Source organism: Sandaracinus amylolyticus (genome assembly GCF_000737325.1).
Classification (GTDB): domain Bacteria; phylum Myxococcota_A; class Polyangia; order Polyangiales; family Sandaracinaceae; genus Sandaracinus; species Sandaracinus amylolyticus.
The window spans coordinates 3,381,394-3,401,749 of sequence record NZ_CP011125.1 but is presented as its reverse complement, the minus strand read 5'-3'; the positions used below and the strand labels follow the sequence as shown (position 1 = coordinate 3,401,749).

Annotated in this window: 18 protein-coding genes; 4 read left to right on the top strand and 14 right to left on the bottom strand. The window is 72.3% G+C overall.

The genetic code is table 11. The features are described from left to right. Nucleotides 1-15 precede the first annotated feature (15 nt). From DB32_RS14320 to DB32_RS14305, 4 genes are read right to left on the bottom strand one after another with little or no spacing between them, the layout of a single operon-like run. Entirely contained in the window at nucleotides 16-1,323 is a 1,308-nt protein-coding gene (locus DB32_RS14320; RefSeq protein ID WP_053233018.1) for a tetratricopeptide repeat protein, read from the bottom strand. Between the two features lies 1 nt (nucleotide 1,324). After that, nucleotides 1,325-2,437: a hypothetical protein gene (locus DB32_RS14315; RefSeq protein ID WP_053233017.1), complete on the bottom strand. Its 1,113-nt coding sequence runs from the start codon at nucleotides 2,435-2,437 to the stop codon at nucleotides 1,325-1,327. A 43-nt stretch (nucleotides 2,438-2,480) separates the two neighbouring features. Beyond that, nucleotides 2,481-3,482: a DUF2804 domain-containing protein gene (locus DB32_RS14310; protein ID WP_053233016.1), complete on the bottom strand. Its 1,002-nt coding sequence runs from the start codon at nucleotides 3,480-3,482 to the stop codon at nucleotides 2,481-2,483. A gap of 46 nt (nucleotides 3,483-3,528) precedes the next feature. Further along, nucleotides 3,529-4,680 (bottom strand): PP2C family protein-serine/threonine phosphatase, encoded by a 1,152-nt coding sequence (locus DB32_RS14305; protein ID WP_083457379.1) that lies wholly within the window; start codon nucleotides 4,678-4,680, stop codon nucleotides 3,529-3,531. 86 nt (nucleotides 4,681-4,766) lie between these two features. Here DB32_RS14305 and DB32_RS14300 point away from each other — a divergent pair, with 86 nt between their 5' ends. Together DB32_RS14300 and DB32_RS14295 are read left to right on the top strand one after the other, a co-directional pair. Next, the gene (locus tag DB32_RS14300; protein WP_053233014.1) at nucleotides 4,767-4,961 is read left to right on the top strand and encodes a DNA gyrase inhibitor YacG; all 195 of its coding nucleotides are present in this window, start codon (nucleotides 4,767-4,769) and stop codon (nucleotides 4,959-4,961) included. Nucleotides 4,962-5,005: 44 nt separating this feature from the next. Further along, complete coding sequence (locus DB32_RS14295) at nucleotides 5,006-5,851, top strand: hypothetical protein (protein WP_053233013.1); 846 nt, start codon at nucleotides 5,006-5,008, stop codon at nucleotides 5,849-5,851. A 13-nt stretch (nucleotides 5,852-5,864) separates the two neighbouring features. Here the strand turns inward: DB32_RS14295 and DB32_RS14290 are convergent, their stop codons facing one another. Genes DB32_RS14290 through DB32_RS14275 form a run of 4 tightly spaced genes read right to left on the bottom strand, consistent with a single transcriptional unit; the run spans nucleotide 5,865 to nucleotide 11,180 of the window. Continuing rightward, nucleotides 5,865-6,962 carry a hypothetical protein gene (locus tag DB32_RS14290; RefSeq protein WP_053233012.1) on the bottom strand — a complete coding sequence of 366 codons (1,098 nt, stop codon included), beginning with the start codon at nucleotides 6,960-6,962 and terminating at the stop codon, nucleotides 5,865-5,867. After that, nucleotides 6,959-8,377, bottom strand: coding sequence for a protoporphyrinogen oxidase (gene hemG / locus DB32_RS14285; RefSeq protein ID WP_053233011.1), 1,419 nt, complete (start codon nucleotides 8,375-8,377; stop codon nucleotides 6,959-6,961). The genes DB32_RS14290 and hemG overlap by 4 nt, the downstream gene beginning before the upstream one ends. After that, nucleotides 8,374-9,396 carry a uroporphyrinogen decarboxylase gene (gene hemE / locus DB32_RS14280; RefSeq protein ID WP_053233010.1) on the bottom strand — a complete coding sequence of 341 codons (1,023 nt, stop codon included), beginning with the start codon at nucleotides 9,394-9,396 and terminating at the stop codon, nucleotides 8,374-8,376. The genes hemG and hemE overlap by 4 nt, the downstream gene beginning before the upstream one ends. Before the next feature lie 11 nt (nucleotides 9,397-9,407). After that, entirely contained in the window at nucleotides 9,408-11,180 is a 1,773-nt protein-coding gene (locus DB32_RS14275) for a serine/threonine-protein kinase (protein WP_053233009.1), read from the bottom strand. 73 nt (nucleotides 11,181-11,253) lie between these two features. On the opposite strand from DB32_RS14275, the gene DB32_RS14270 reads away from it, so the two are divergent. Further along, nucleotides 11,254-12,609 (top strand): flavin monoamine oxidase family protein, encoded by a 1,356-nt coding sequence (locus DB32_RS14270; RefSeq protein WP_053233008.1) that lies wholly within the window; start codon nucleotides 11,254-11,256, stop codon nucleotides 12,607-12,609. Here the strand turns inward: DB32_RS14270 and DB32_RS14265 are convergent. Next, on the bottom strand, nucleotides 12,588-13,079 hold the full coding sequence (locus DB32_RS14265; RefSeq protein WP_053233007.1) for a GNAT family N-acetyltransferase: 492 nt from the start codon (nucleotides 13,077-13,079) through the stop codon (nucleotides 12,588-12,590). The two genes, DB32_RS14270 and DB32_RS14265, sit on opposite strands and share 22 nt — an antisense overlap. A 75-nt stretch (nucleotides 13,080-13,154) precedes the next feature. Between DB32_RS14265 and DB32_RS14260 the strand changes: the two genes are divergently transcribed. Next, nucleotides 13,155-14,066 (top strand): LysR family transcriptional regulator, encoded by a 912-nt coding sequence (locus DB32_RS14260; protein WP_053233006.1) that lies wholly within the window; start codon nucleotides 13,155-13,157, stop codon nucleotides 14,064-14,066. A 3-nt stretch (nucleotides 14,067-14,069) separates the two neighbouring features. Here the strand turns inward: DB32_RS14260 and fabD are convergent, their stop codons facing one another. The 5 genes from fabD to DB32_RS14235 all read right to left on the bottom strand — a co-directional run bounded on the left by fabD (nucleotide 14,070) and on the right by DB32_RS14235 (nucleotide 20,199). Further along, entirely contained in the window at nucleotides 14,070-15,029 is a 960-nt protein-coding gene (gene fabD / locus DB32_RS14255) for an ACP S-malonyltransferase (protein ID WP_053233005.1), read from the bottom strand. Between the two features lies 1 nt (nucleotide 15,030). After that, entirely contained in the window at nucleotides 15,031-15,648 is a 618-nt protein-coding gene (locus DB32_RS14250) for a hypothetical protein (RefSeq protein ID WP_053233004.1), read from the bottom strand. Nucleotides 15,649-15,667: 19 nt separating this feature from the next. Beyond that, the gene (locus tag DB32_RS14245) at nucleotides 15,668-16,108 is read right to left on the bottom strand and encodes a DUF6918 family protein (protein WP_053233003.1); all 441 of its coding nucleotides are present in this window, start codon (nucleotides 16,106-16,108) and stop codon (nucleotides 15,668-15,670) included. Between the two features lie 102 nt (nucleotides 16,109-16,210). Further along, a complete protein-coding gene (locus DB32_RS14240; RefSeq protein WP_053233002.1) occupies nucleotides 16,211-17,695 on the bottom strand; it encodes a hypothetical protein in 1,485 nt (494 codons plus the stop codon). Between the two features lie 17 nt (nucleotides 17,696-17,712). Next, on the bottom strand, nucleotides 17,713-20,199 hold the full coding sequence (locus DB32_RS14235) for a hypothetical protein (protein ID WP_053233001.1): 2,487 nt from the start codon (nucleotides 20,197-20,199) through the stop codon (nucleotides 17,713-17,715). Nucleotides 20,200-20,356 lie beyond the last annotated feature (157 nt).

The window sequence follows — 20,356 nt, the reverse complement described above, 5'->3', positions numbered from 1 at the left end:
CACGGTGGCACTCGCTCACCCGAGCTGCTCGTCGAGCTTCGCGATCTTCGCCTCGACGTCGGCGAGGATCTCGGGCTGGCCCTCCGCGAGCGCGGCCGCGCGCGTGAGCATGCGACGCGCTTCGGCGAGCAGGCCGAGCTCGGTCAGCACGCGCGCTGCGTCGCGGTGGTACGCGAGGTGATTCGCGCGATCGCTGCCGTTCGCGAGGCTGCGATAGAGATCGGCGGCGCGCTCGAGGCGGCCCGCCTTCTCGTGCAGCTCGGCGAGCGGGCGCGCCGTCGAAGCGGGGAAGTCGAGGCGCGAGCGCGACACGAAGAAGCGCAGCACCTTCTCGAGCAGATCGATCGCCTCGGCGTCGTGGCCCGCGTCGCGCTTCGCGAGGCCGAGCTCCTGGTACGCCTCCCAGCTCGGGCGATCCTCGTCCATCAGCTCGATCGCGGTCTCGAGCACCTCGACGGCCTCTTCTGCGTGGCCTTTCTGACGCAGGTACACGCCGAGCTGCAGGAACGGGCGCGGATCGCCGGGCATCACGTCGATGCCCTTCTGCAGCCAGTCGATCGCCTTCTCCTCGTCGCCCTGCTTGTCCGCGAGCGCAGCGAGCGCGACGTGCGCGGCGAGGCGCGCGTCGGGGTTGCCCTCGTCGCCCACGCGCTCGAGGAACGCGCCGAGCGCCTTCGCGCCGCCCTCTTCGTCTCCGTCGATCAGGCGCGCGCGCCCGACCTCGAGCCACAGATAGACCGCGTCGGACGACGACGACTCGACGAGCCGCTCGAGCACCGCGCGCGCGCTCTTCGCGCGCACCTTCTGCTGCTCGACGTCGCTCTCGTCGGCGACCGCGTGGACCGCGAGGATCGCGGCGCGAGCTTCCTCGCCGTGCGCGTCGAGCTCCTCGAGCTGCGCCTCGTCCCAGTTGCCCGCGATCACCGCCCAGCGCTCGTCGTCGGTGAGCTCGGGCACCGCGGTCGCCTGCTCCACGGCGTCGCGACGCTCGAGCATCTCCATCGCGCGCCGCGCGCGCTCGCGCACCTTCGGGCTGCGCGCGAGATCGATCGCGGTCGCGAGCTCACCGCGCGCGATCTCGATCTGACCGTCGCGGCGCAGCGCCTCGGCCTCCTCGATGCGGGCCTCGGCCATCGCGTCCGCGCACGCGACGAGGCGCGCCTCGCAGTGCTCGCGCAGCTCGCTCGCGCCCTTCGCCTTCTCGAGCGCGCGCTCGTACGCCTGGCGCGCTTGGAAGAAGTCCTTCGCGTCCCAGAGACGATCGCCCTCGCGACGCTCGTCCTCCGCGCTCGCACCACCGAACATCCGCTTGAGGAACGACATATCAACTGCCCTTCTTCGCGACGCGCTGCGCAGCCGCGGTCTTCACCGCGGCGGAGACTCCTCGGCTCCGCGCGAGCGTGCGCAGGTCGCCGATCTGCAGGTGCGACAGGAACTTCATCGCGATGCCGACCGGCGTCTTCGGGTTGAACACGAGCGCCTTCTTGACCTCGTAGTTGCCGAGCCACTCGCGCTTGTTGCCGATGAAGCGCAACACTTCCTCGGGCACCTGGCGGCTGTTCGCGATGCCCGAGGCCTCCGCCTCGGTCGTCATCGGCGAGGCGATCGCGGCCATCGCGACGATGCGGTTCGAGTCGCGCACGAGGAGCGCGCGCGCCGCGGCGTTGCCGACCAGCGTGAGGCGCAGCTTCTCCTGCAGCGTCATCTGCGCGATGCGCAGCGAGAGCGGGCGGAACTCGTCCTTCACCGCCTCGGTGCCCTCGACCGCGTCCTGATCGATCGCCTCGGCGTCGCGATCCTCGGAGAGCGCCTCGCCGAACAGCTGATCGCCGGGGAGCGGCTCGTCGCTCGGCTCGGGGAGCAGCTGCCCCTGGATCGCCTCGACGTGCGCCTGGTACGTGTGCACGCCCTCGAGCTCGACGCCGTGGCGCGCCGCGAGCTCGACGAGACGATCGACCGTCGACATGCGCGTGCTGCGGTTCTTGTAGAGCGCCTCGATGATCGCGGGCGCGCCGAGCACGCGCTGCTCGTTGATCGCGATGCGCTCGCACACCCGCTCGGGGCACGTGCGCGCGATGCGCGCGACGGTCGCGTCGGCGGTCGCGTCGTTCGCGACGATGCGCTCGAGGCGATCGGCGCTCTCCACGACGCGATCCGCGAGCGCGTCGAGGAACGACGCGGGCATCGGCGCGTCGCACGCCGCGTCGAGCACCTCGGGCGGGAGCTTCTCGAGCGTGCCGCGCGCGCTCTCGGCGATCTCGGGCGCGGGATCGCTCGCGAGCTGCAGGAGCAGCATCACGAGATCGCCGCCCTTGAGCGGGACCACGCCGCGCGCCGCCATCGTGCGCGCGGGCGTCGGTGCCTGCGGATCGCCGAAGCGCCTCAGCGACTCCGGCAGCTCGTCGCGCGTCAGCGGGAGCGGCTTGACGACATCCATGAGCGCCGAAGGTGTACCACAGGGATGCAGGCGCTCTCGGTGCTCACCAGAGGACGTCTTGGTCCTCGACCACGCCGGGGACGTTCTCGATCACGAGCCTGCGATCGCCGCTGCGCAGCGACCCGCGGAACGTCCCGGAGGGCTGCACGAAGCGCGACTTCACGAGGCGCAGATCGAGGTCCTCGCGGTGGATGCCGGAGACGTCGAACGCGAGATCGACCGCGCCGTCCGGCGTCGTGATGCGCCACGCGCGCTGGTACGCGTCGCGATCGAATTCGAAGCGCCCCTCGGGCAGCGGCACGAGCGCGCCGTCGATCCACAGCGCGCACTCGGGCTCGCCGACGAAGCCCTGCACGAGGTTGAACGCGACGCGCTCGCCGCTCTGCGCGCGGCCCATCGCGAACGCCCAGTTCCACTGGGTGCGCCGCGCGAGCAGGCCGTGCGTGTGGTCGTATCCGCCGAGCGCGTCGTCGAGCGAGACGCGCCGTCCCGCGATCAGCGCCGCGCCGCGCACGCCCATGAGCGCGCGCTTCTCGGTGGTGTTCACCACGCCGCGCGGGACCGGGGCGACCGCGGTGAGCGAGGGCGGCGCGCCGCGCTCGTCGAGCGTCGCGTGCACCTCGAGATCGGGCAGCTCGATCGCGACCTCGATGCCGGGCTCTCCGTCTCGCGCGAGCACCCGCAGCGAGCCGCGCGGGTGGACGAAGCGCGCGTCGATGCGCGCGTCCTTCGTCGAGCGCACGCGACAGATGCGCGGCACGCCGACGAGCGAGCGATCGACGACCAGCCCGCGCCCCGCTTCCCAGACGAACGTGAACGCGCTCGCCGCGTAGCCGAGGTCGACGATCGCGAACGCGATCATGCGATCGGGCTGCGTGATCGAGCCCCAGAACCAGCGCTTCTCCGTCGCGAGCCGCTCGAAGCGATCGCGCGAGAGCGACGCGAGCTCGGTGCGGCGGAACGCGCCGCGATAGCTGCCCCACGCGGGCGCGCCGGTGCGTGGATCGAGGAGCGTGCTCGGGATGTCGACGAGGGTGCGGGTCACGGGGTCGGCATCATGGCACATCGCCCCGCGACGACGACCGCGCGCATCACTCGTCGTCGTCGTCGACGAGCGTGAGCGCGGGCGGCTCGGCGTCCTGCGCGTCTTCGTCGGCTCTCGCGCGCGGCTCGCCGCCCTGCGGCTCGGGCCTCGGGAAGCGCTTGCGCGGACGAGGACGTGGGAGGACCACGTCGTGGAGCGCGTCGAGCATGCCGGGCGGGACGCTCGCGGGCACGATGTGGAGCGCGGGCTCGTCGTCGTCGGGCTCGTTCTCGAGCACGACGATCTCGGGGTCGTGCCAGCTGTCGCCGGGCAACGTCGCGCGCGGGGGCGCGCCGCTCGGCGGGCGCGTCGGGTGCGGGCGCGTCGCGTGGCGCTTGGGCACCGCGAGCGCACCGGGGAGCGCGTCGAAGCGCACCACGGCGATCGCGACGTTGTCGTCGGCAGGCGCGGCCTTCGCGCGCGCGAGCAGCGCCGAGACCTGACCGCGCACGCTGTTCGTGGTCAGCAGCGTCTCCGCGATGTCCTCGTCGGAGAGCACGTCGGTCAGGCCGTCGGTGCAGAGCACGAACACGTCGCCGAGCGCGAGATCGAACGAGCGCACCGAGACGCGCACCGTCTCGCTCATCCCGAGCGCGCGCGTGATCACGTTCTGCGGGAGCTTCGCCGCCTTCTCGTCGTCGATCTCGGGCGTGAGCTCGAGCACGTCCTGCGCGAGCGAGTGATCCTGCGTGAGCAGCTCGAGACGCCCCGCGCGCAGGCGATAACAGCGCGAGTCGCCGACGTGCGCGACGTGCAGCACGGCGGTCTCGAGGTCGGGCGCGAGCGCGACGATCGTCGTGCCCATGCCGCGATAGCGATCGGCGGAGCGCGCGATCTCGAGGACCTCGCGGCTCGCGCGGTGGATGCCCGCGGAGAGGCGCCGCGCGAGCAGCGGCAGGCCGAGCCGATCGAAGGTCTGGGTGGTGCGCGCGCTCTTCTGGGTGGCCTCGAAGTGACGCGCGAGGCTCGCGAGCGCGATGCTGCTCGCGACGTTGCCCGCGTTCTCTCCGCCCGCGCCGTCGGCGACCGCGAACAGCGCGAGATCGGGGCGCAGCAGGAAACCGTCCTCGTCGTGCTCGCGACCGCCGATGTCCTTGTCGGCCGCAGCCATCACCTCGAGCGCGGGGGCGGGGGACGGCTGGCTCTCCGTCGAACTCATCGACGCGGGAGTCTATCAAAGGCGGGTCGCTCGCCGTGCGAGGATCGCCTCCGCGAGGGCGTGCTACGATCGGGCCGCGTTCTTCGATGACCCCGAGCTGTCCCATCTGTCATCGCGCGTTGCCGTCGTCGGCGCCGGACAAGAGCCCGACGCATCCGTTCTGCTCCGCGCGGTGCAAGCTGATCGACCTCGGCAACTGGCTCGACGGCTCGTACCGCATCGCGGGCCCGAGCGCGCTTCCGGACGACGACGACGGCGACGGCGAGAACGCCCCCTCGTAGCTTCGTCGCGGGGAGCGGATCTCCGCGACTGCCAAGGAGACTTCATGCGCTCGAGCTTCTTCGCTCTGGTCCTGCTCGCGATGGTGCTGCTGCCGAGCCTGGACCCAGCGATCGCCGAGGCGCAGCAAGCCGGGACGACGACGAGCGCTCCCGCGACGACGAGCCCGCCCCCGCCGGCGCGCACCGAGCACGCGCGGTCCGAGACGAGCGGCTCGACCGCGACGATCACGCGCGGTGGCGATCCCACGACCGCGCCGGTGCGTGAGCGTGCTCCGGCCGAGGCCGAAGAGGAGCTGCCCGTCAACGAAGAGGACGACGGGCGCAAGGCCGACTTCATCTGGCTCGAGGTGGAGGGCGGCGTCTCGTACGTCGATCTGATCGCGTTCCAGCAGGACAACTTCAGCGCGCCCGACGGCACGACCGTCGACGGGTTCGAAGAGGTCACGGGCGTGGGGCCGATGGTCGGCGTCGGGCTCGGCTTCCGCATCTTCTTCCTCGCGCTGGGCGCGCGCGCGACGCTCGCGAGCTATCCGGGGTTCGAGATCGGCACGGTCGGCGGCGAGGTGCAGTTCCGCCTGCCGACGCCGATCATCGAGCCGTGGATCCGCGTCGGCGCGGGCTACGCGTGGATGGGCAGCGCGAACTACGAGGACGCGCGAGAGAGCGACACGACCGTGTACGGCTGGATGCTCAACGGCGCGGTCGGGCTCGACTTCTTCATCACGTGGTGGCTGACGCTCGGCATCGGCGGGGGCCTCGACGTCCTGAACATGACGCGGCAGCCGATCAACTCGCTCGAGTGCCCGCCCAACGAGTTCTGTCCGACGGAGGACGGGGACGCGATCGGCGCGCAGGGACGCGGCTTCGTGCAGGTCGGTCTGCACTTCTGAGCCGCGCGCGAGCTCACCACGCGAGCGGCGCGTCGGGCGCGAACGGGCGCGCGGTGCGCGCGACGGCGGGCGGCAGCCGCGCGGCGCGCACCGTGACGTAGCGTTCGAGATCGAGCGCCGGAGCGAGCTCGGGCGCGCTCGCCGTGCGGTGGAGGATCGTGCCGACGAGATCGGCGACGAGCGCGCAGCGCGCGGTGTCGAGCGTCCATGCCAGCGTGCGCACGGAGGCATGGACCGCGACGTGCGCGAGGAGCGGCTCGAGCTCGCGCGCGTCGCGCACGACGAGCAGTCCTTCGGGGATCCCGGCGCGCGCGGTCACGAGCTCGACGTCGAGGCGCTTCGCGAGCTCGGTCGCGTGCGCGCGATCGTCGTCGGCCACGATGATGCGGCGCGGGCGATCGCCGACCGCGTCGAGCGCGGCGACGACGCTCGGCGTGAGCACGCGCGCGACGTGATCCGGATCGAGCGGCGCGCGCGGCGCGCTCGCGTCCAGCAGCAGCGCGCCGTGCTCGACGAAGAGCCAGTCGCGCAGGTCGCGTGGAGGAGGCACCGCGTCGGCGCGATCGAGGGCGGCCGCGAGCACGTTCGCGAGCGGGCGCGCGGCGTCGTGCTCCGCGAGCTGCGGGACGCACTCGCGCGCCGCGCCGCGATCGCCCGCGAGCAGGCTGCTCCACGCGAACTGGAAGAGCGCGCCGGGATCGTCGGCGAGGCACGGATGGAGGGCGAGCGTGGCGGCGCTCTCCGCGGGGCGCGCCGCGCGCGCGAGCAGGATCGCGAGCTCCGAGCGCAGGACCGCGTCGAACGGCGACATCGCGAGCGCGTCCTCGAGCGTCGTGATCGCCGCGCCGAGCTCGCCGCTGCGCGCGAGCGCGCCCGCGAGATCGAAGAGGCGCTCGGTGTCCGCGGGGTCGTCGGCGGCGCGATCGAGGCGCACCGCGAGCTCGATGCTCCCGCGCGCACGCGCCGCGCGTGACGCGATGCGGCGCGCGTCGACGCTCGTCGATCGCAGCGCCGCGGTCCACGCCTCGTCGTGCGCGCCACGCTCGATCGCGGCGCGCGCCTCCTCGAGCGCGACGTCGCGACGCGCGAAGAGACGACGCCAGAAGCTCACGCGCCGCGCACCGACGCGAGCACGCGATCCGCCGCGCGCTCGCCGCTCGCGATCGCGTCGGGGATGCCGACGCCGCGCATGCCGTTGCCCGCGAGCCCGAGACGGTCGTGACGCGACGCGCGCGCTTCGATCGCCTCGACGCGCGCGAGGTGCCCGACTTGGTAGAGCGGCATCGCGCGCGGGTAGCGCATCACCTTGGTGAACGCCGGGCTCGCCTCGATGCCCATGAGCGCGCGCAGCTCGCGCCGTGCGCTGCGCACCAGCGCGTCGTCGTCGCGATCGGCGGCGTCGGGATCGTGGAGACCGCCGACGAACACGCGGATCAACGCCCATCCCGCGGGCGCACGGTCCGGCCACTTCGTGCTCGCCCACGTCGACGCGAGGATCGATCGACGCTCGACGGCAGGCACCACGAAGCCGAACGCGTCGAGCGCGTGGGGCACCTCGCTCTCGCGCCACGCGAACGTGACCGTCGCGGCCGAGCCGTGGGGGATCGCCTCGAGCCCGTCCGCGAGCACACCGTCGACGCCGCGCAGCATCGACGCGATGCGATGCGACGCGACCGCGAGCACCACCGCGTCGCACGACCGCGTCTCGCCCGACTCGAGCACCACGCGCCAGCCCTGCCCTCCGCGCTCGATCGCGCGCACCGGCGTATTCGTGCGGAGCCGCGGCCCGATCGCGCGCACCAGCGCGTCGATCATCACCTGCATGCCGCGATCGAAGCCGATGAAGAGCCCGTAGCGCGCGCCGCTCGCCGCGTCGCTCTTCTTCGCGCTCGACGCGGCCGCGCGCAGCGCGCGGGTCACGCTCCCGCGCTCGCGCTCCATGCGGGTGAAGCGCGGCATCGTCGCCTCGAGCGAGAGCACCTCGGCGTCGCTGCCGTAGATGCCCGAGATCATCGGCTGCGCGAGCCGCTCGAGCATCTCCGCGCCGAAGCGGCGGCGCACGAAGCGCGCGAGGCTCTCCTCGCCCTCGGGCGCGCGGCGCGGAGGCACGACCACCTCGAGCCCGGCGCGCACCTTCGCGCCCGACGACACGACCTCCGACGCGAGGAACGCGAACGGATCGACCGGCGCCATCATCGAGAAGCCCTCGGGGATGCGCACCAAGCGCCCGCCCGACACGACGTACGCGCCGCGCTTCGCGGTGTTCGTCGACACCACACGATCCTCGATGCCGAGCCGCCTCACGAGCGCGAGCGCGTGCGGCTTCTCGGTGAGGATCGAGTCGGGCCCGAGCTCGATCACGAACCCGTCGCGCTCCTCGGTGCGCAGCCATCCGCCCGGGCGCGCGCTGCCCTCGAGGATCTCGAGCTCGATCGACGGATCTTGCTCGAGCACTCGGAACGCGGCCGCGAGGCCGCTGATCCCGGCGCCGACGACGATCACCCGCCGCGCGCCGTTCGGCGTCATCGCGAGCTCGCCTCGTGGACGTGATCGACGAGCGCGCGCGCCTGCGCGAGATCGACCTGCGGGACCACGCCGTGGCCGAGGTTGAACACGTGACCAGGGCGGCCACCCGCCGCGCGCAACACCGCGTTCGCCTTCTCGATCATCACCTCGCGGGGCGCGAGCAGCGCGATCGGATCCATGTTGCCCTGCACCGCGACGTCGCCGAGCGCGCGCCACGTCGAGCCCAGCTCGCACCGCTGATCGAGGCCGATCACGTGACCGCCCGCCTGCTTCATGAGCGGATAGAGCGCGGGGTTGCCGGTGCCGAAGTGGATCGCGGGCACGCGATCACCGAGCGCTGCGAAGATCGACGCGACGTGCGGCTGCACGTAGCGCGCGTAGTCGTCGGGCCCGAGCGCGCCGACCCACGAGTCGAAGAGCTGGATCGCCTCCGCACCCGCATCGATCTGCGCGACGAGGTACGAGGTGATCGCGCCCGAGAGGCGCTTCATCAGCTCGTGCCACGCGCCCTCGTCGGCGTACATGAAGCGCTTGGTCTGCGAGTACTCGCGCGAGCCGCCGCCCTCGATGACGTACGACGCGAGCGTGAACGGCGCGCCCGAGAACCCGATCAGCGGCACGCGCCCCGCGAGCGCCTTCTTGGTGCGGCGCACCGACTCCATCACGTAGCCGAGCGACGCGTTCGCATCGATCGACGGCGAGACACGATCGACGTCCGACGCGAGGCGCACCGGCCGCTCGATGCGCGGGCCGTCGTCCTTCGTGAACTCGAAGCCGATGCCGAGCGGCTCGAGCACGAGCAGGATGTCCGCGAACACGATGGCCGCGTCGACCCCGAGATCGTCGACCGCGCGGAGCGCGACCTGCGCGCACAGATCGGGGTCGTGGCAGAGCTCGAGGAACGAGACCTTCTCGCGGATCGCGCGGTACGACGGTTGGTACCTCCCCGCCTGTCGCATGAGCCACACGGGCGTGTAGGGAGTGGGCTTGCCGCGGCACGCATCGAGGAAGACGGACATGCGGGCGGAGTCTAGCTGCCCGTCATCGATTCGTCGCCCTCGAGCGCGCTCGCGAGCGCCTCGTAGCGCGCGGCGCGGAACGTCGCGAACGAGGACGCGCCGGTCGCTTCGCGCAGTGGATCCGAAGGCGCGAGCCGCGCGTGCTCGAGGCGCGCGATCAGCGCGCGCACTTCGCGATCGTCGAGATCGACGCGCGCCGCGACGACGTCGGACGGAATCGGGTCGCTCGTCGCGAGCACGACCAGCGAGCGATCGCCCGCAGCGCCGTGCGACGCGATGCGCCCGCTGCGATCGAGGTACGCGTACATGCCGGCGACGTCCGCGCTGCCCTCGCGCAGCGCCGCGAGCGCGGCGTCGTACGAGCCGACGAAGCGCTGCTCGAGGAACGTCTGCTCGGGCTCGATGCCCGCTGCGCGCAGCACGACGCGCGGCATCGCATAGCCCGCGGCGGACCAGCGATCGACCCACGCCGCGCGCGTCCCCGTCAGCGCGAACCGCTCGAGACGCGCGGCGCGCGCGCGATCCCCGACGAGCACGCTTGCGTAGTCGTCCGCGTCGTCGAGCTCCACGCACGCGAGACCGCGCGCGATGTCGTCCCGGTGCGCGCGGGCGAACGCGACCGGCGAGAGCCAGGCGAGATCGAGCTCGCCCACGTCGAGCGCCTCGACCAGATCCGCGTGGCTCGCGTGGCGCAGCAGCGTGATCTCGACGCCGAGGTGCGCGCCGAGCGCGAGCGCGGTCTGCGGCGAGAGGTCGCGCTCCTTGCTCGCGACGAGCCCGAGCCGCAGGCGACCGGCGCGCGCGGCGATCGCGGCTTGGATGCGCGCGCCGCGACGCGCGAACATCGTGGGCTCGGCCTCGTCGAACGGCTCGGGCTCGAGCTCGTCGAGCGGCACGTCGATCGACGGGGCGATCGGGTTCCAAGCGCGCAGCGCGCGCTCGATCGCGTCGCGCAGCTCGTCCATCGTCGCCCAGCGACGGTCGCGCTCGCGCAGCAGCGCGCGATCGATCGCCGCGGCGAGCGCCGAAGGCGCGGAAGGCGCGCGGCTCGCGAGCGGAGGAGGACGCCCTTCGACGATCCGGAACGCGACGTCCGCGACGCGATCTCCCTCGAACGGAAGACGTCCCGAGAGCGCCTGGTACCAGACGACGCCCATCGACCAGACGTCGGTCTGCGGGCCGACCTCCTTGGGCGCGACGAGCTGCTCGGGCGACATGTGGCTCGGCGTGCCGACGACGAGACCGGTCGCGGTGTAGTCGCCGTCGTCCTGCTCGAACGACTTCGTGAGCCCGAAGTCGATCAGCTTCGGCACGATCTCGTCCGAGCCGCGACCGCGCGACGCGAGATGGATGTTCGACGGCTTCACGTCGCGATGCACGAGCCCCGCGCCGTGCGCCGCAGAGAGCGCGTCCATCACCGGCACGAGCAGCTGCGCGGCTTGCGCCGGCGGCAGGGGCCCTCGACGTCGCAGGCACGTCATCAGGTCCTCGCCGACGAGGAGCTCCTGCACGAGATAGAGCCAGCCACGATCGAGATCGCGATCCGCGTCGAGCACCGTGACGACGTTCGGATGCACCAGGCGCGCGGTGTGGCGCGCCTCGCGGAGGAAGCGCGCCGTCGCGGCCTCGTCGTGCTCGGGCGCGGCGAGCAGCTTGATCGCGACGCGTCGCTCGGTCGCCTCGTTCTCGGCCTCGAACACGACGCCGAACGCGCCTCGCCCGAGCTCCCGCACGACGCGGTACTTGCGTGCGATCCTCGCGCCTCGCTCGAGCCCGAAGTGCATGCGCGCCGTCGAGGATACCAGTCCTGACCGGGCGCTTGCGGCGCGCGCGCGCATGCTCTTTCATTCGCCGCGCATGGCGACCCGAGCACGTGTCCTCGTCATCGGCGCCGGCCTCGCCGGCCTGCGCACCGCCGACCTCCTCGTGCGCCGTGGCGAGACCGACGTATTGGTGCTCGAAGCGCGCGATCGCGTGGGCGGTCGCACGCTCTCGCGCGCGCTCGGCAAGGCGACGTTCGATCTCGGTGGGCAGTGGATCGGCCCCTCGCAACGGCGCGCGCAGGCGCTGGTGCGCGAGCTCGGGATCGCGACGTTCCCGACCTACGACACCGGCGCGAAGGTGCTCGATCTCGCGGGCAAGCTCTCGCGCTACGAGGGCACGATCCCGCGGCTCGATCCGCTCTCGCTGCTCGAGCTGCAGGTCGTGCTCTCGCGCATCGACGCGCGCCGCAAGGCCGTGCGCACCGACGCGCCGCACGAGTCGCCGCGCGCGGCGGAGGACGACTCGCGCACCGCCGCGTCGTGGGCGCGCACGCGCGTCCGATCGCCGCACGTTCGCGCGCTGCTCGAGGCCTCGGCGCGTGTGGTGTTCGGCGCGGAGCTCGGCGAGATCTCGCTGTTGCACTTCTTGTTCTACGCGCAGGCGGCGGGCGGGCTCATGCCGCTCGTCGAGATCCAGGGCGGCGCCCAGGAGACGCGCTTCGTGAACGGAGCGCAGGAGATCTCGACGCGCATCGCGAGCTCGCTCGGCGATCGGGTGCGGCTCTCCACCCCGGTGCGGCGCATCTCGGTGCGCGGCGGCGACGTGATGGTCGACTCCGATCGCGGCACGTACCTCGCAGAGCGCGTGGTGGTCGCGGTGCCGCCGGTGCTCGCGCGCACGATCGAATTCGATCCACGGCTGCCGGCGCAGCGCGCGCATCTGCTCGAGCGCGCGTTCCAGGGCAGCACGATCAAGTGCCTCGCGCTCTACGATCGCCCGTTCTGGCGCGAGCGCGGCTTGTCCGGCGAGGCGGTGAGCGATGGGGGACCGCTCGCCGTCGCGTTCGACAACACCTCGCACGACGGCGCGCAGCCGGCGCTGCTCGGGTTCTCGGTGGGTGCGCTCGCGCGAGAGCACGCGGCGCGATCGCGCGCGGATCGCCGGCGCGTGGTGCTCGAGAGGTTCGCGCGCTGGTACGGCGAGGAGGCGCTGCGCCCGGTCGAGTACGTCGAGCACGACTGGAGCGAGGAGCCGTGGAGCCGCGGCTGTCCGATCAGCCTCTTCGGCACCGGCGCGCTGAGCGAGAGCGGCGCCGCGCTGCGCACGCCGTGCGGGCCGATCCACTGGGCGGGCGCCGAGACCGCGCGCGAGCACCACGGGTTCCTCGAGGGCGCGCTCGAGAGCGCGGAGCGCGTCACCGACGAGCTTCAGAGCGCCTTCTGCAGGTAGACGACGTCGAGCCAGCGGTCGAACTTGCGCCCGACCTCGCGCAGGCGCGCGACCTCGACGAACCCGTGCGCGGCGTGGAGCGCGATGCTCGCGTCCTGGTCCGCCGACGCGCCCGCGATGATCGTGTGGTGGCCGAGCGCTCGCGCGCGCTCGATCAACGTCGAGAGCAGCTCGCCGCCGATGCCCGTCCCTCGCCGATCGTCGCGCACGTAGATCGAGTCCTCGACCGTGCGCGCATAGCCGCGGCGCGGGTTGTACGTCGAGAGCGAGCCCCACGCGACGATCTCGCCCTGCTCTTCCACGACGAGCACCGGGTGCATCGGTCCGTGCGCGTCGAGCCACGCGTGGCGCTCGTCGAGCGTCTCTTCCTCGAGCGCGTACGTGCAGGTCGAGGTCCTCACGTAGAAGTTGTAGATGCGCGAGATTGCCGCGGCGTCCGCGGGTGTCGCGTCCCGGATCGTGCGAGCCATGTGCGGAGTCTGGTGATGGCGCGTGCGATGCGTCCAAGACATCGTTCGCATCGGATCGATACCCGGAGGGTATGGATGGAGCTGCGGCACCTGCGCTACTTCGTGGCCGTCGCGGAGGAGGGGAACGTCGGTCGCGCCGCGCGACGGCTCCACATCACGCAGCCACCGCTGAGCCGACAGATCCAGGAGCTCGAGGCGGAGATCGGCGCGCCGCTCTTCGAGCGCATGCCGCGCGGTGTGGTGCTCACCGCGGCGGGCGAGGAGCTGCTGCGCAGCGCGCGCGAGCTGCTCGCGTCGGCGGATCGCGCCGTCGATCGCACGCGGCGCGTCGCGAGCGGCGAGCTCGGTCACCTGCGCGTCGCGTTCGTCGACACGGCGACGTACGACGGCGCTCCGATCGCCGTGTTCCGGCGCTTTCGCCAGCGATTTCCGGGCATCGCGCTCGAGCTGCTGCCCTCGACGTCGATGGCGCAGTGGCAGGCGCTGCGCGATGGGCGCATCGACCTCGGGTTCCTCTATCACCTGCCGCCGAAAGATCGCGGCATCGCGTCGCGCGCGATCAGCCGCGACGAGGTCGTGCTCGCGATCCCCAAGGGGCACCCGCTCTCGCGCTGTCGCAGCGTCTCGGTGAAGCAGCTCGACGGCGAGCCGATGGTGTGGTTCCCGCGCGCGATCAGCCCGGCGTACCAGGACGCGATCCTCGGGCAGTGTCAGGCGAAGGGCGTGACCATCCGGATCGTGCAGGAGGCGATCACCGACGCGACCGTGCTGAGCCTCGTCGCGGGCGGGATGGGCATGGCGTTCGCGGTCGGCGCGACACGGCATCGGAAGCCGCCGTCGGTCGTGACGCGCCCGATCCGCGACCTCTCGATGCCGCTCACGGTCTCGGTGGTGTGGCGGCGCGACGAGCGCAGCGCGGCGGTGCGCTCGTTCCTGCAGGTCGTCGACGAGGTCGTCGCGAGCGCCCGCCGCCGCGCCGTGAAGTGACGCTCAGGCGCGCGCCGAGGCGATCGCCTCGCGCGCCGCGACGAAGTCGCTCGGCGTCTGCACGCTCACCGACACCGCGCGATCGGTCGTGCGCTTGATCATGCCCGAGAGCGCGCTGCCGACGCCGATCTCGACGAAGAGCGTCACGCCGTCCTCGACCATGCGGAGCACCGACTCGTCCCAGCGCACCGGGCGCGAGACCTGGCGCACCAGCGCGTCGCGCGCGACGTCGCCCTTCGTCACCGGCGCCGCGTCGACGTTCACGTAAACCGGCACGCGCGGATCGACGAACGCGATCGCAGCGAGGTGCGGCGCGAGCTTCTCTTCGGCGGGCTTCATCAGCGACGAGTGGAACGGCGCGCTCACCGGGAGCGGCATCATGCGGCCGCCCGCGGCTTTGCACTTCTCGCCCGCGAGCTCGACCGCGCGCGTCTCGCCCGCGATGACGATCTGCCCCGGCGAGTTGTAGTTCACCGGCTGCACGATCCCGTCGATCGAGCGGCAGATCTCCTCGAGCGGCGCGCGCTCCATCTTGAGCACCGCCGCCATCGCGCCCTGCCCGACCGGCACCGCTTCCTGCATGAGCTCGCCGCGGATGCGCACGAGGCGCACTGCGTCCTCGAACGCCATCGTGCCCGCGGCGACGTGCGCGCTGTACTCGCCGAGCGAGTGCCCCGCGACGACGTCGGGCGTCTCGGCACCGCTCTCCGACAGGAGCGCGCGCAGCAGCGCGACCGAGCTCGTCAGCACCGCGGGCTGCGTGTTGCGCGTGAGGCGCAGCTGCTCGTCGGGCCCCTCGAAACAGAGCTTCGAGAGCGCTTCGCCCAGCGCGCGATCGGCCGCCTCGAACACCGCGCGCGACGCGTCCGACGCGTCGAACGCCTCGCGGCCCATGCCGACCTTCTGCGAGCCCTGTCCCGGGAAGACGAACGCCACCTTCCCCTTCGCGATCGACTTGCTCATCTCAACCCTTGAAGTCGTGCTTCTTCAGGCGCTTCAGCACGAAGAAGCTCACCGGGATCCGCACCGGACCGAGCGCGAGATACGCCTTGCCGAGCAGCAGATCGGGATCGTCCGGATACACCTGCACGATGTAGTCGCGCAGCGGCGGCCCGAAGATACCGTTGCCCCCGAGCCCGTAGTCGAGCAGCAGCGCGTTCGGATAGCGGCTGTCGCGCGCCTGCGGATCGACCGCGTGCACGCGATAGAAGCCGTGGCGCTTCGGCGCGGCGTCGCTCGGCACGTACTCGTGCGGCGCCTCGTCGCCGTTCTGACGCACGACGATGTTGTAGCCCTGCACGAACGGCGAAGGCCCGTCGCTGCGCGGCGGACCTTCGTAGAAGCCCTTCGTGAACTTCCGGATGCCGATGAGCTTCGTGAGCCCGAGCGCGTTCGCGCCCGCGAACTCCCAGCCGACGAGATCCTCGAAGCGCGGCGCAGTGCCGCGCATCATCAGCGTCTCGCGCTCGCCCTGGCCGATCTCGCGGAGGATCTCGATCCACGAGTAGCGCTTGCGCGGCTCGATCGCGCCTGTGGTCGGGTTCGACGGGACGATCGCCGCGGAGCCGGTGTCGGTGCTCATGGGCGCGGAGAGTATCCGATCAGCCCGCGTGCTTCTCGATCAGCTTGCCGAGGCGCGGGACCGCCGACTCGACGTTCTTCTTCGCGGTGCCGCGCAGGCGCTCGTAGGTCGCCTTCACGACGCCGCTCTTGGTGCGCTTGGCCTTGTCGTCGGTGATCGCGAGCAGCCCGTCGGCGACGCGCCCCGCGTTCGACGTGAAGTGATCGCTCACGCCGCGGGACTGCGACTTCGCCTCTTGGTAGACGGGGTCGAGCGCCTTCGCGAACTCGGGCAGCAGATCGGTGACGACCTGCTTCACGAACCCCGGGCGGATGCTCTTCACCGCGGCGTAGCCGGCCTTGATGGCCATGCCCGAGATGCCGCCCTTGTCCTCGACCTCCTGGTCGATGAGCACGAGGCAGTCGTCGACCACCTGCGCCTTCTTCGCGTCGCTCGTCAGGACCTCGGCCAAGGCTGCCATCGCGATTCGTCCTCCAGGTAGGCGGCGCCAGTGAAACCACGGATCACGCGGTGCGTCCAGCGCGCGGCTGCGCGCGCTCACCGCATCACGAGGGCGTGCGTGTCAACGGGCGCGCCCGCGGCGCGGCGGTGCGCCCTCCTCGGGACATCCGTCGGAGTCCTCGAAGCCGTCGCGATCCTCGGCTTGCTCCGGGCACTGATCGGACTCGTCGGGCACGCGGTCGTCGTCGAAGTCGGTCTCGGGACATCCGTCCTCGTCGGCGAGACCGTCGGTGTCCTCCGCGGCATCGGGGCACGGGTCGCGCGCGTCGTCGATGCGGTCGCGATCGCGATCGTCCTCGGGGCATCCGTCGTTGTCGCGATCGCCGTCGCGATCCTCCGCGACGCCGGGGCACGAGTCGTATCCGTCGGCGATGCCGTCGCCGTCGTCGTCGCCGTCGGGGCAGCCGTCGTCGTCCTCGTGGTCGTCGCGATCCTCGGCCTCCGTCGCGCAGCGATCCTGCTCGTCGGGGATGCCGTCGCGATCGTCGTCGAGATCGGGGCAGCCGTCCTCGTCGGCGCGGCCGTCGCGATCCTCCGCGTCGCTCGGACAGGAGTCGCGATCGTCGGCGAGCCCGTCCTGATCGGCATCGCCGCGCGGGCGCGGCTCCCACTGCACGCCGCCGAGGACGCGCACGACCGGAACGCCGATCGCGTACATGACGCCGACGCCCGCGCCGAGCGTGAACGTGAGATCACCGACGCGCGCGTAGCCCGCGGCGCGCACCTCGGTGGGCGCTTCGTCGTCGAAGACGAGACCGAACGTGGTCTGCATCTGGATCTCGACGAGCGCGCCCCAGACCTCGTCGAAGTCGTACGCGGCGGCCGCGCCCCACGCGAACTCCGACACGCGACGGCTCTCGAGGATCTGCGCGTCCTCGCGGATCTGCGCGCCGACGTTGAGCGCCACGCGCAGTCGCTCGATGCCGAAGCCGAGCACGACGTGGCCGCCGCCCGCGACGCTCGGCTCGCCGACGTAACGTCCGGGCGCGATCGCCTGCGCGACCGGGAACGTGACGTAGCCGACGACGCCGAGCCCGAGGTGCGCGCCGGCGCCGAGCTGCTCGTCGAAGATCTTCACCTTCGCGTGGATGCGCGGATCGCCGAGCGTCGTCGCGCTGCCCGAGAGGATGCGACGCGGCGCGCCGCCCTCGGTCCACTGGTGCCCGTCGCCGAACGTGTAGGCGATGAACGGGACGTTGACGCCGATCTGCACGCGATCCGCGAACGCGATCGCGGCGGTGAGCTGGAGCACGAACGTGCCCCCGACGACGTCGAGCTCGCGGCCGGTGCACGCGGCGGACGTGCCGGTGAGGCAGTCGTAGTCGTCGAGCGCGAAGGGGCGGTGGCCGTAGTCCGCGAGCAGGCCGATGCTGGGCTCCCACTCGCGCCCGATCGCGAGCGAGTCGACGCCGAGGAACGTGTCGGGCCCGGGGCTCTGGTAGAAGCGGTACGCCGATGGCTCGCCGAGCACGGCTTGCGCGTGCGCGGTCGAGGTCAGCGTGAGGAGCGTGAGCGCGAGGATCGAAGCGAAGGACTGCGGTCGCATCTGCGGCGGAGGTTAGATCACATGACGCCGTCGCACCGCACGTCTCGGACGATGCTCACGTTGTTGCCCTCGCGGCACTCGCCCGCCTCACCGGCGGGGTCGGCGACGATCCACACGTCGGTCGCGGTGGTCGGCGGCGAGGCCCACACGCACGAGAGCGGCTCGCACGCGCCGGGGCGCAGATCACCGGTCGTGATCGCGCTGCAGATCGCGGTGCCGCCGGCCGCGGGATCGCCCGCGTAGAACGTCGCGCTCACGCCCGCGCCGATCGGCGATGCGCCGCGGTTGCAGAGCGTCGCGCGCAGCGTCGCGGTGCCGCCCGTCGCGTCGCAGAGGCGCGTGTCGCCGCGCGAGGTGAGATCGGGCGCGGCGCCCGGGATCGCGTCGCCCTGCACGTTCGCGCGGAAGTTGTTGAGCTCTTCCTCGCGCCAGTTGAGGCGCACGTCGGACGTGCGCGGGATCGTTCCGTCGTCGCCCACGTTCGTGACGTGGTAGGCGTGCTGGTTCCAGATCATGCGCGAGCGCACCCAGCGATCGCCGCCGTCGCGGAACACGCGGATGCCGCGCGTGCCGATCGGGCGCGACGCGCGACAGGTGTTGCCGGTGCCCGGGGTGCCCGCGGGAGGCACCTCGCACACGAACGCGGCGGCGGCGCAGCCGGCACCGACGCAGCACTGATCATCGGTGGTGCAGCGACAGAAGCCCGCGTCGCACACGCCCGAGACGCAGTCCGCTCCGTCCGCGCAGCGCAGCCCCGCGAAGAGCGGATCGGTGTTACGCGGGCCGAGGCCGAACGCGCTGCAGTCGCGGCCGAGCTCCGCGGAGCCGCAGTTGAAGTTGTCGCCCATGACGATCTCGGCGTTGAAGTCACCGTCGACGTCCGCGATCACCGGGTTCTCGTACCAGGTGCACGACGAGCGCGACTGGCTGAAGAGCACCGCGCCGCTCTCGCCGTCGTACACGCGGACGAAGCACTCGTCGCCGTAGACGACCTCCGCGCGCCCGTCACCTTCGAAGTCGAACACGCTCGAGCCGGTGACGTTGCTCGACTGATCCTGCGAGGGCTGCGTCCAGAGCACGCCGGTCGTGCTCGCCGACGTGCACTCGCCGCCGGGTCGCGGCGCGGCCGTGCAGTCGGGATCGAACACCGAGTACGCGCTGCCGCCCGCGCTCGCGAACTCGGGGAGACCGTCGCCGTCGAAGTCGGCGATCGTCGGAGGGCCACCGCTGCCGCCGCCCGGGAGCGCGATCGGAGGCAGCACGATCGTTCCGTCGAGCGTCTGGATGCGCGCGTTGCCGGCCGTGATCACCGCGACCTCGGGCGCCTCGGCGGGCCACGACGCGGTGCCGGGGAACGCGCCGAAGTCCGCGATCGCGACGTGGCCGTGAGGCTGACCTCCCGTCGCCCACGTCTCTGCGACCCACGTGCGCGACGTGCGATCCCACGCCCACACGCCGTGCCCGCCGACGAGCTCGACGTCCGCGTCGGCGTCGACGTTCGCGACGACCGCGAACGTGCCCGAGCCGTAGTTGAGGAGCGCCGCGCTGCTCTCGTCGATCAGCATGCCGTTCGCGTCGAGCACGATGGCGCCGCGCAGCACCTCGGGGCGTCCGTCGTCGTCGAGATCGTAGATCGACGGGCCGGCCCATCCGCCGCCGACCGGCTCGTAGGGGCTGCCGTCGGCGCGCGTCGACCGCCACAGGACGCGCCACGCGCTCGTGTCCTCGTCGTACGTGAACGCGACGAGCCCGCCGCGCGTCGCGGGCGTCTCGCCGTCGGTCGGCGGCTCGGCCTTGTACGCCACGATCTCGGCGCGACCGTCGCCGTCGAGATCGCCCACCGCGACCGGCGCGCTGTGCGCGACCATCTGCAGCGATCCGAGCTCCGCGATCTGCGTGCACGTCTCGCCGTCGAGGATGCGGATCACGCCCGTCGCGACCTCGGACGAGCCGTCGACTCCGTCGTCGAACACCGCGACGATCGACGGGCGGTGCGGCTCGTCGGGCCCGCGACCGATCGCGAAGTCGACGACCATCGGCGTCGAGAGCACGTGCAGGTGCGCGGGGAACGGATCGCCCGCCGGCGCGGCGGTGAACTCGCACTGCACCGACGGCGCGAAGGTGCCCGCGGCGACGAGGCGCGAGCACGTCGAGTCCGCGACGTAGCCCGCCGGCACGCCGTACGGCACGCAGCGCATGTGCGTGGGCTCGCAGTAGCTGTCGCCGCTGCACTCGCCGGACGACGCGCAGGGCCCGAGGTCGGGCGCGCAGACGCTCGCGACGCAGAGCTCGCCGTCGTCGCACGCGGGCGAGCACGATCCGATGGCGCCGTCGTCGCGCGACGCGTCGAGCACGCCCGTCGTGGTGCACGTTCCGTCGACGCAGCGCTGGCCGGCGCGACAGTCGTTCGTGGAGTCACACGCGCCGATCGGCGTGTCGCCGCACTCGCATCCGGCGAGCGAGAGGAAGCAGGCGAAGAGAACGAAAGAGCCACGGCGAGACATCACGCCCCAGCTTCGCAAGACGAGTGCCTCGCGCGGAAGCGGTCACGCGCGCGTGATGTGAGCGATGCAGGGTGCCTGCGAACGCCGCTGCGCAGTCCGAAGCGGCCCATCGATCCGGCCTGCGGTCCCCAGCGCCGGTGACGCTAGACTCCACCGC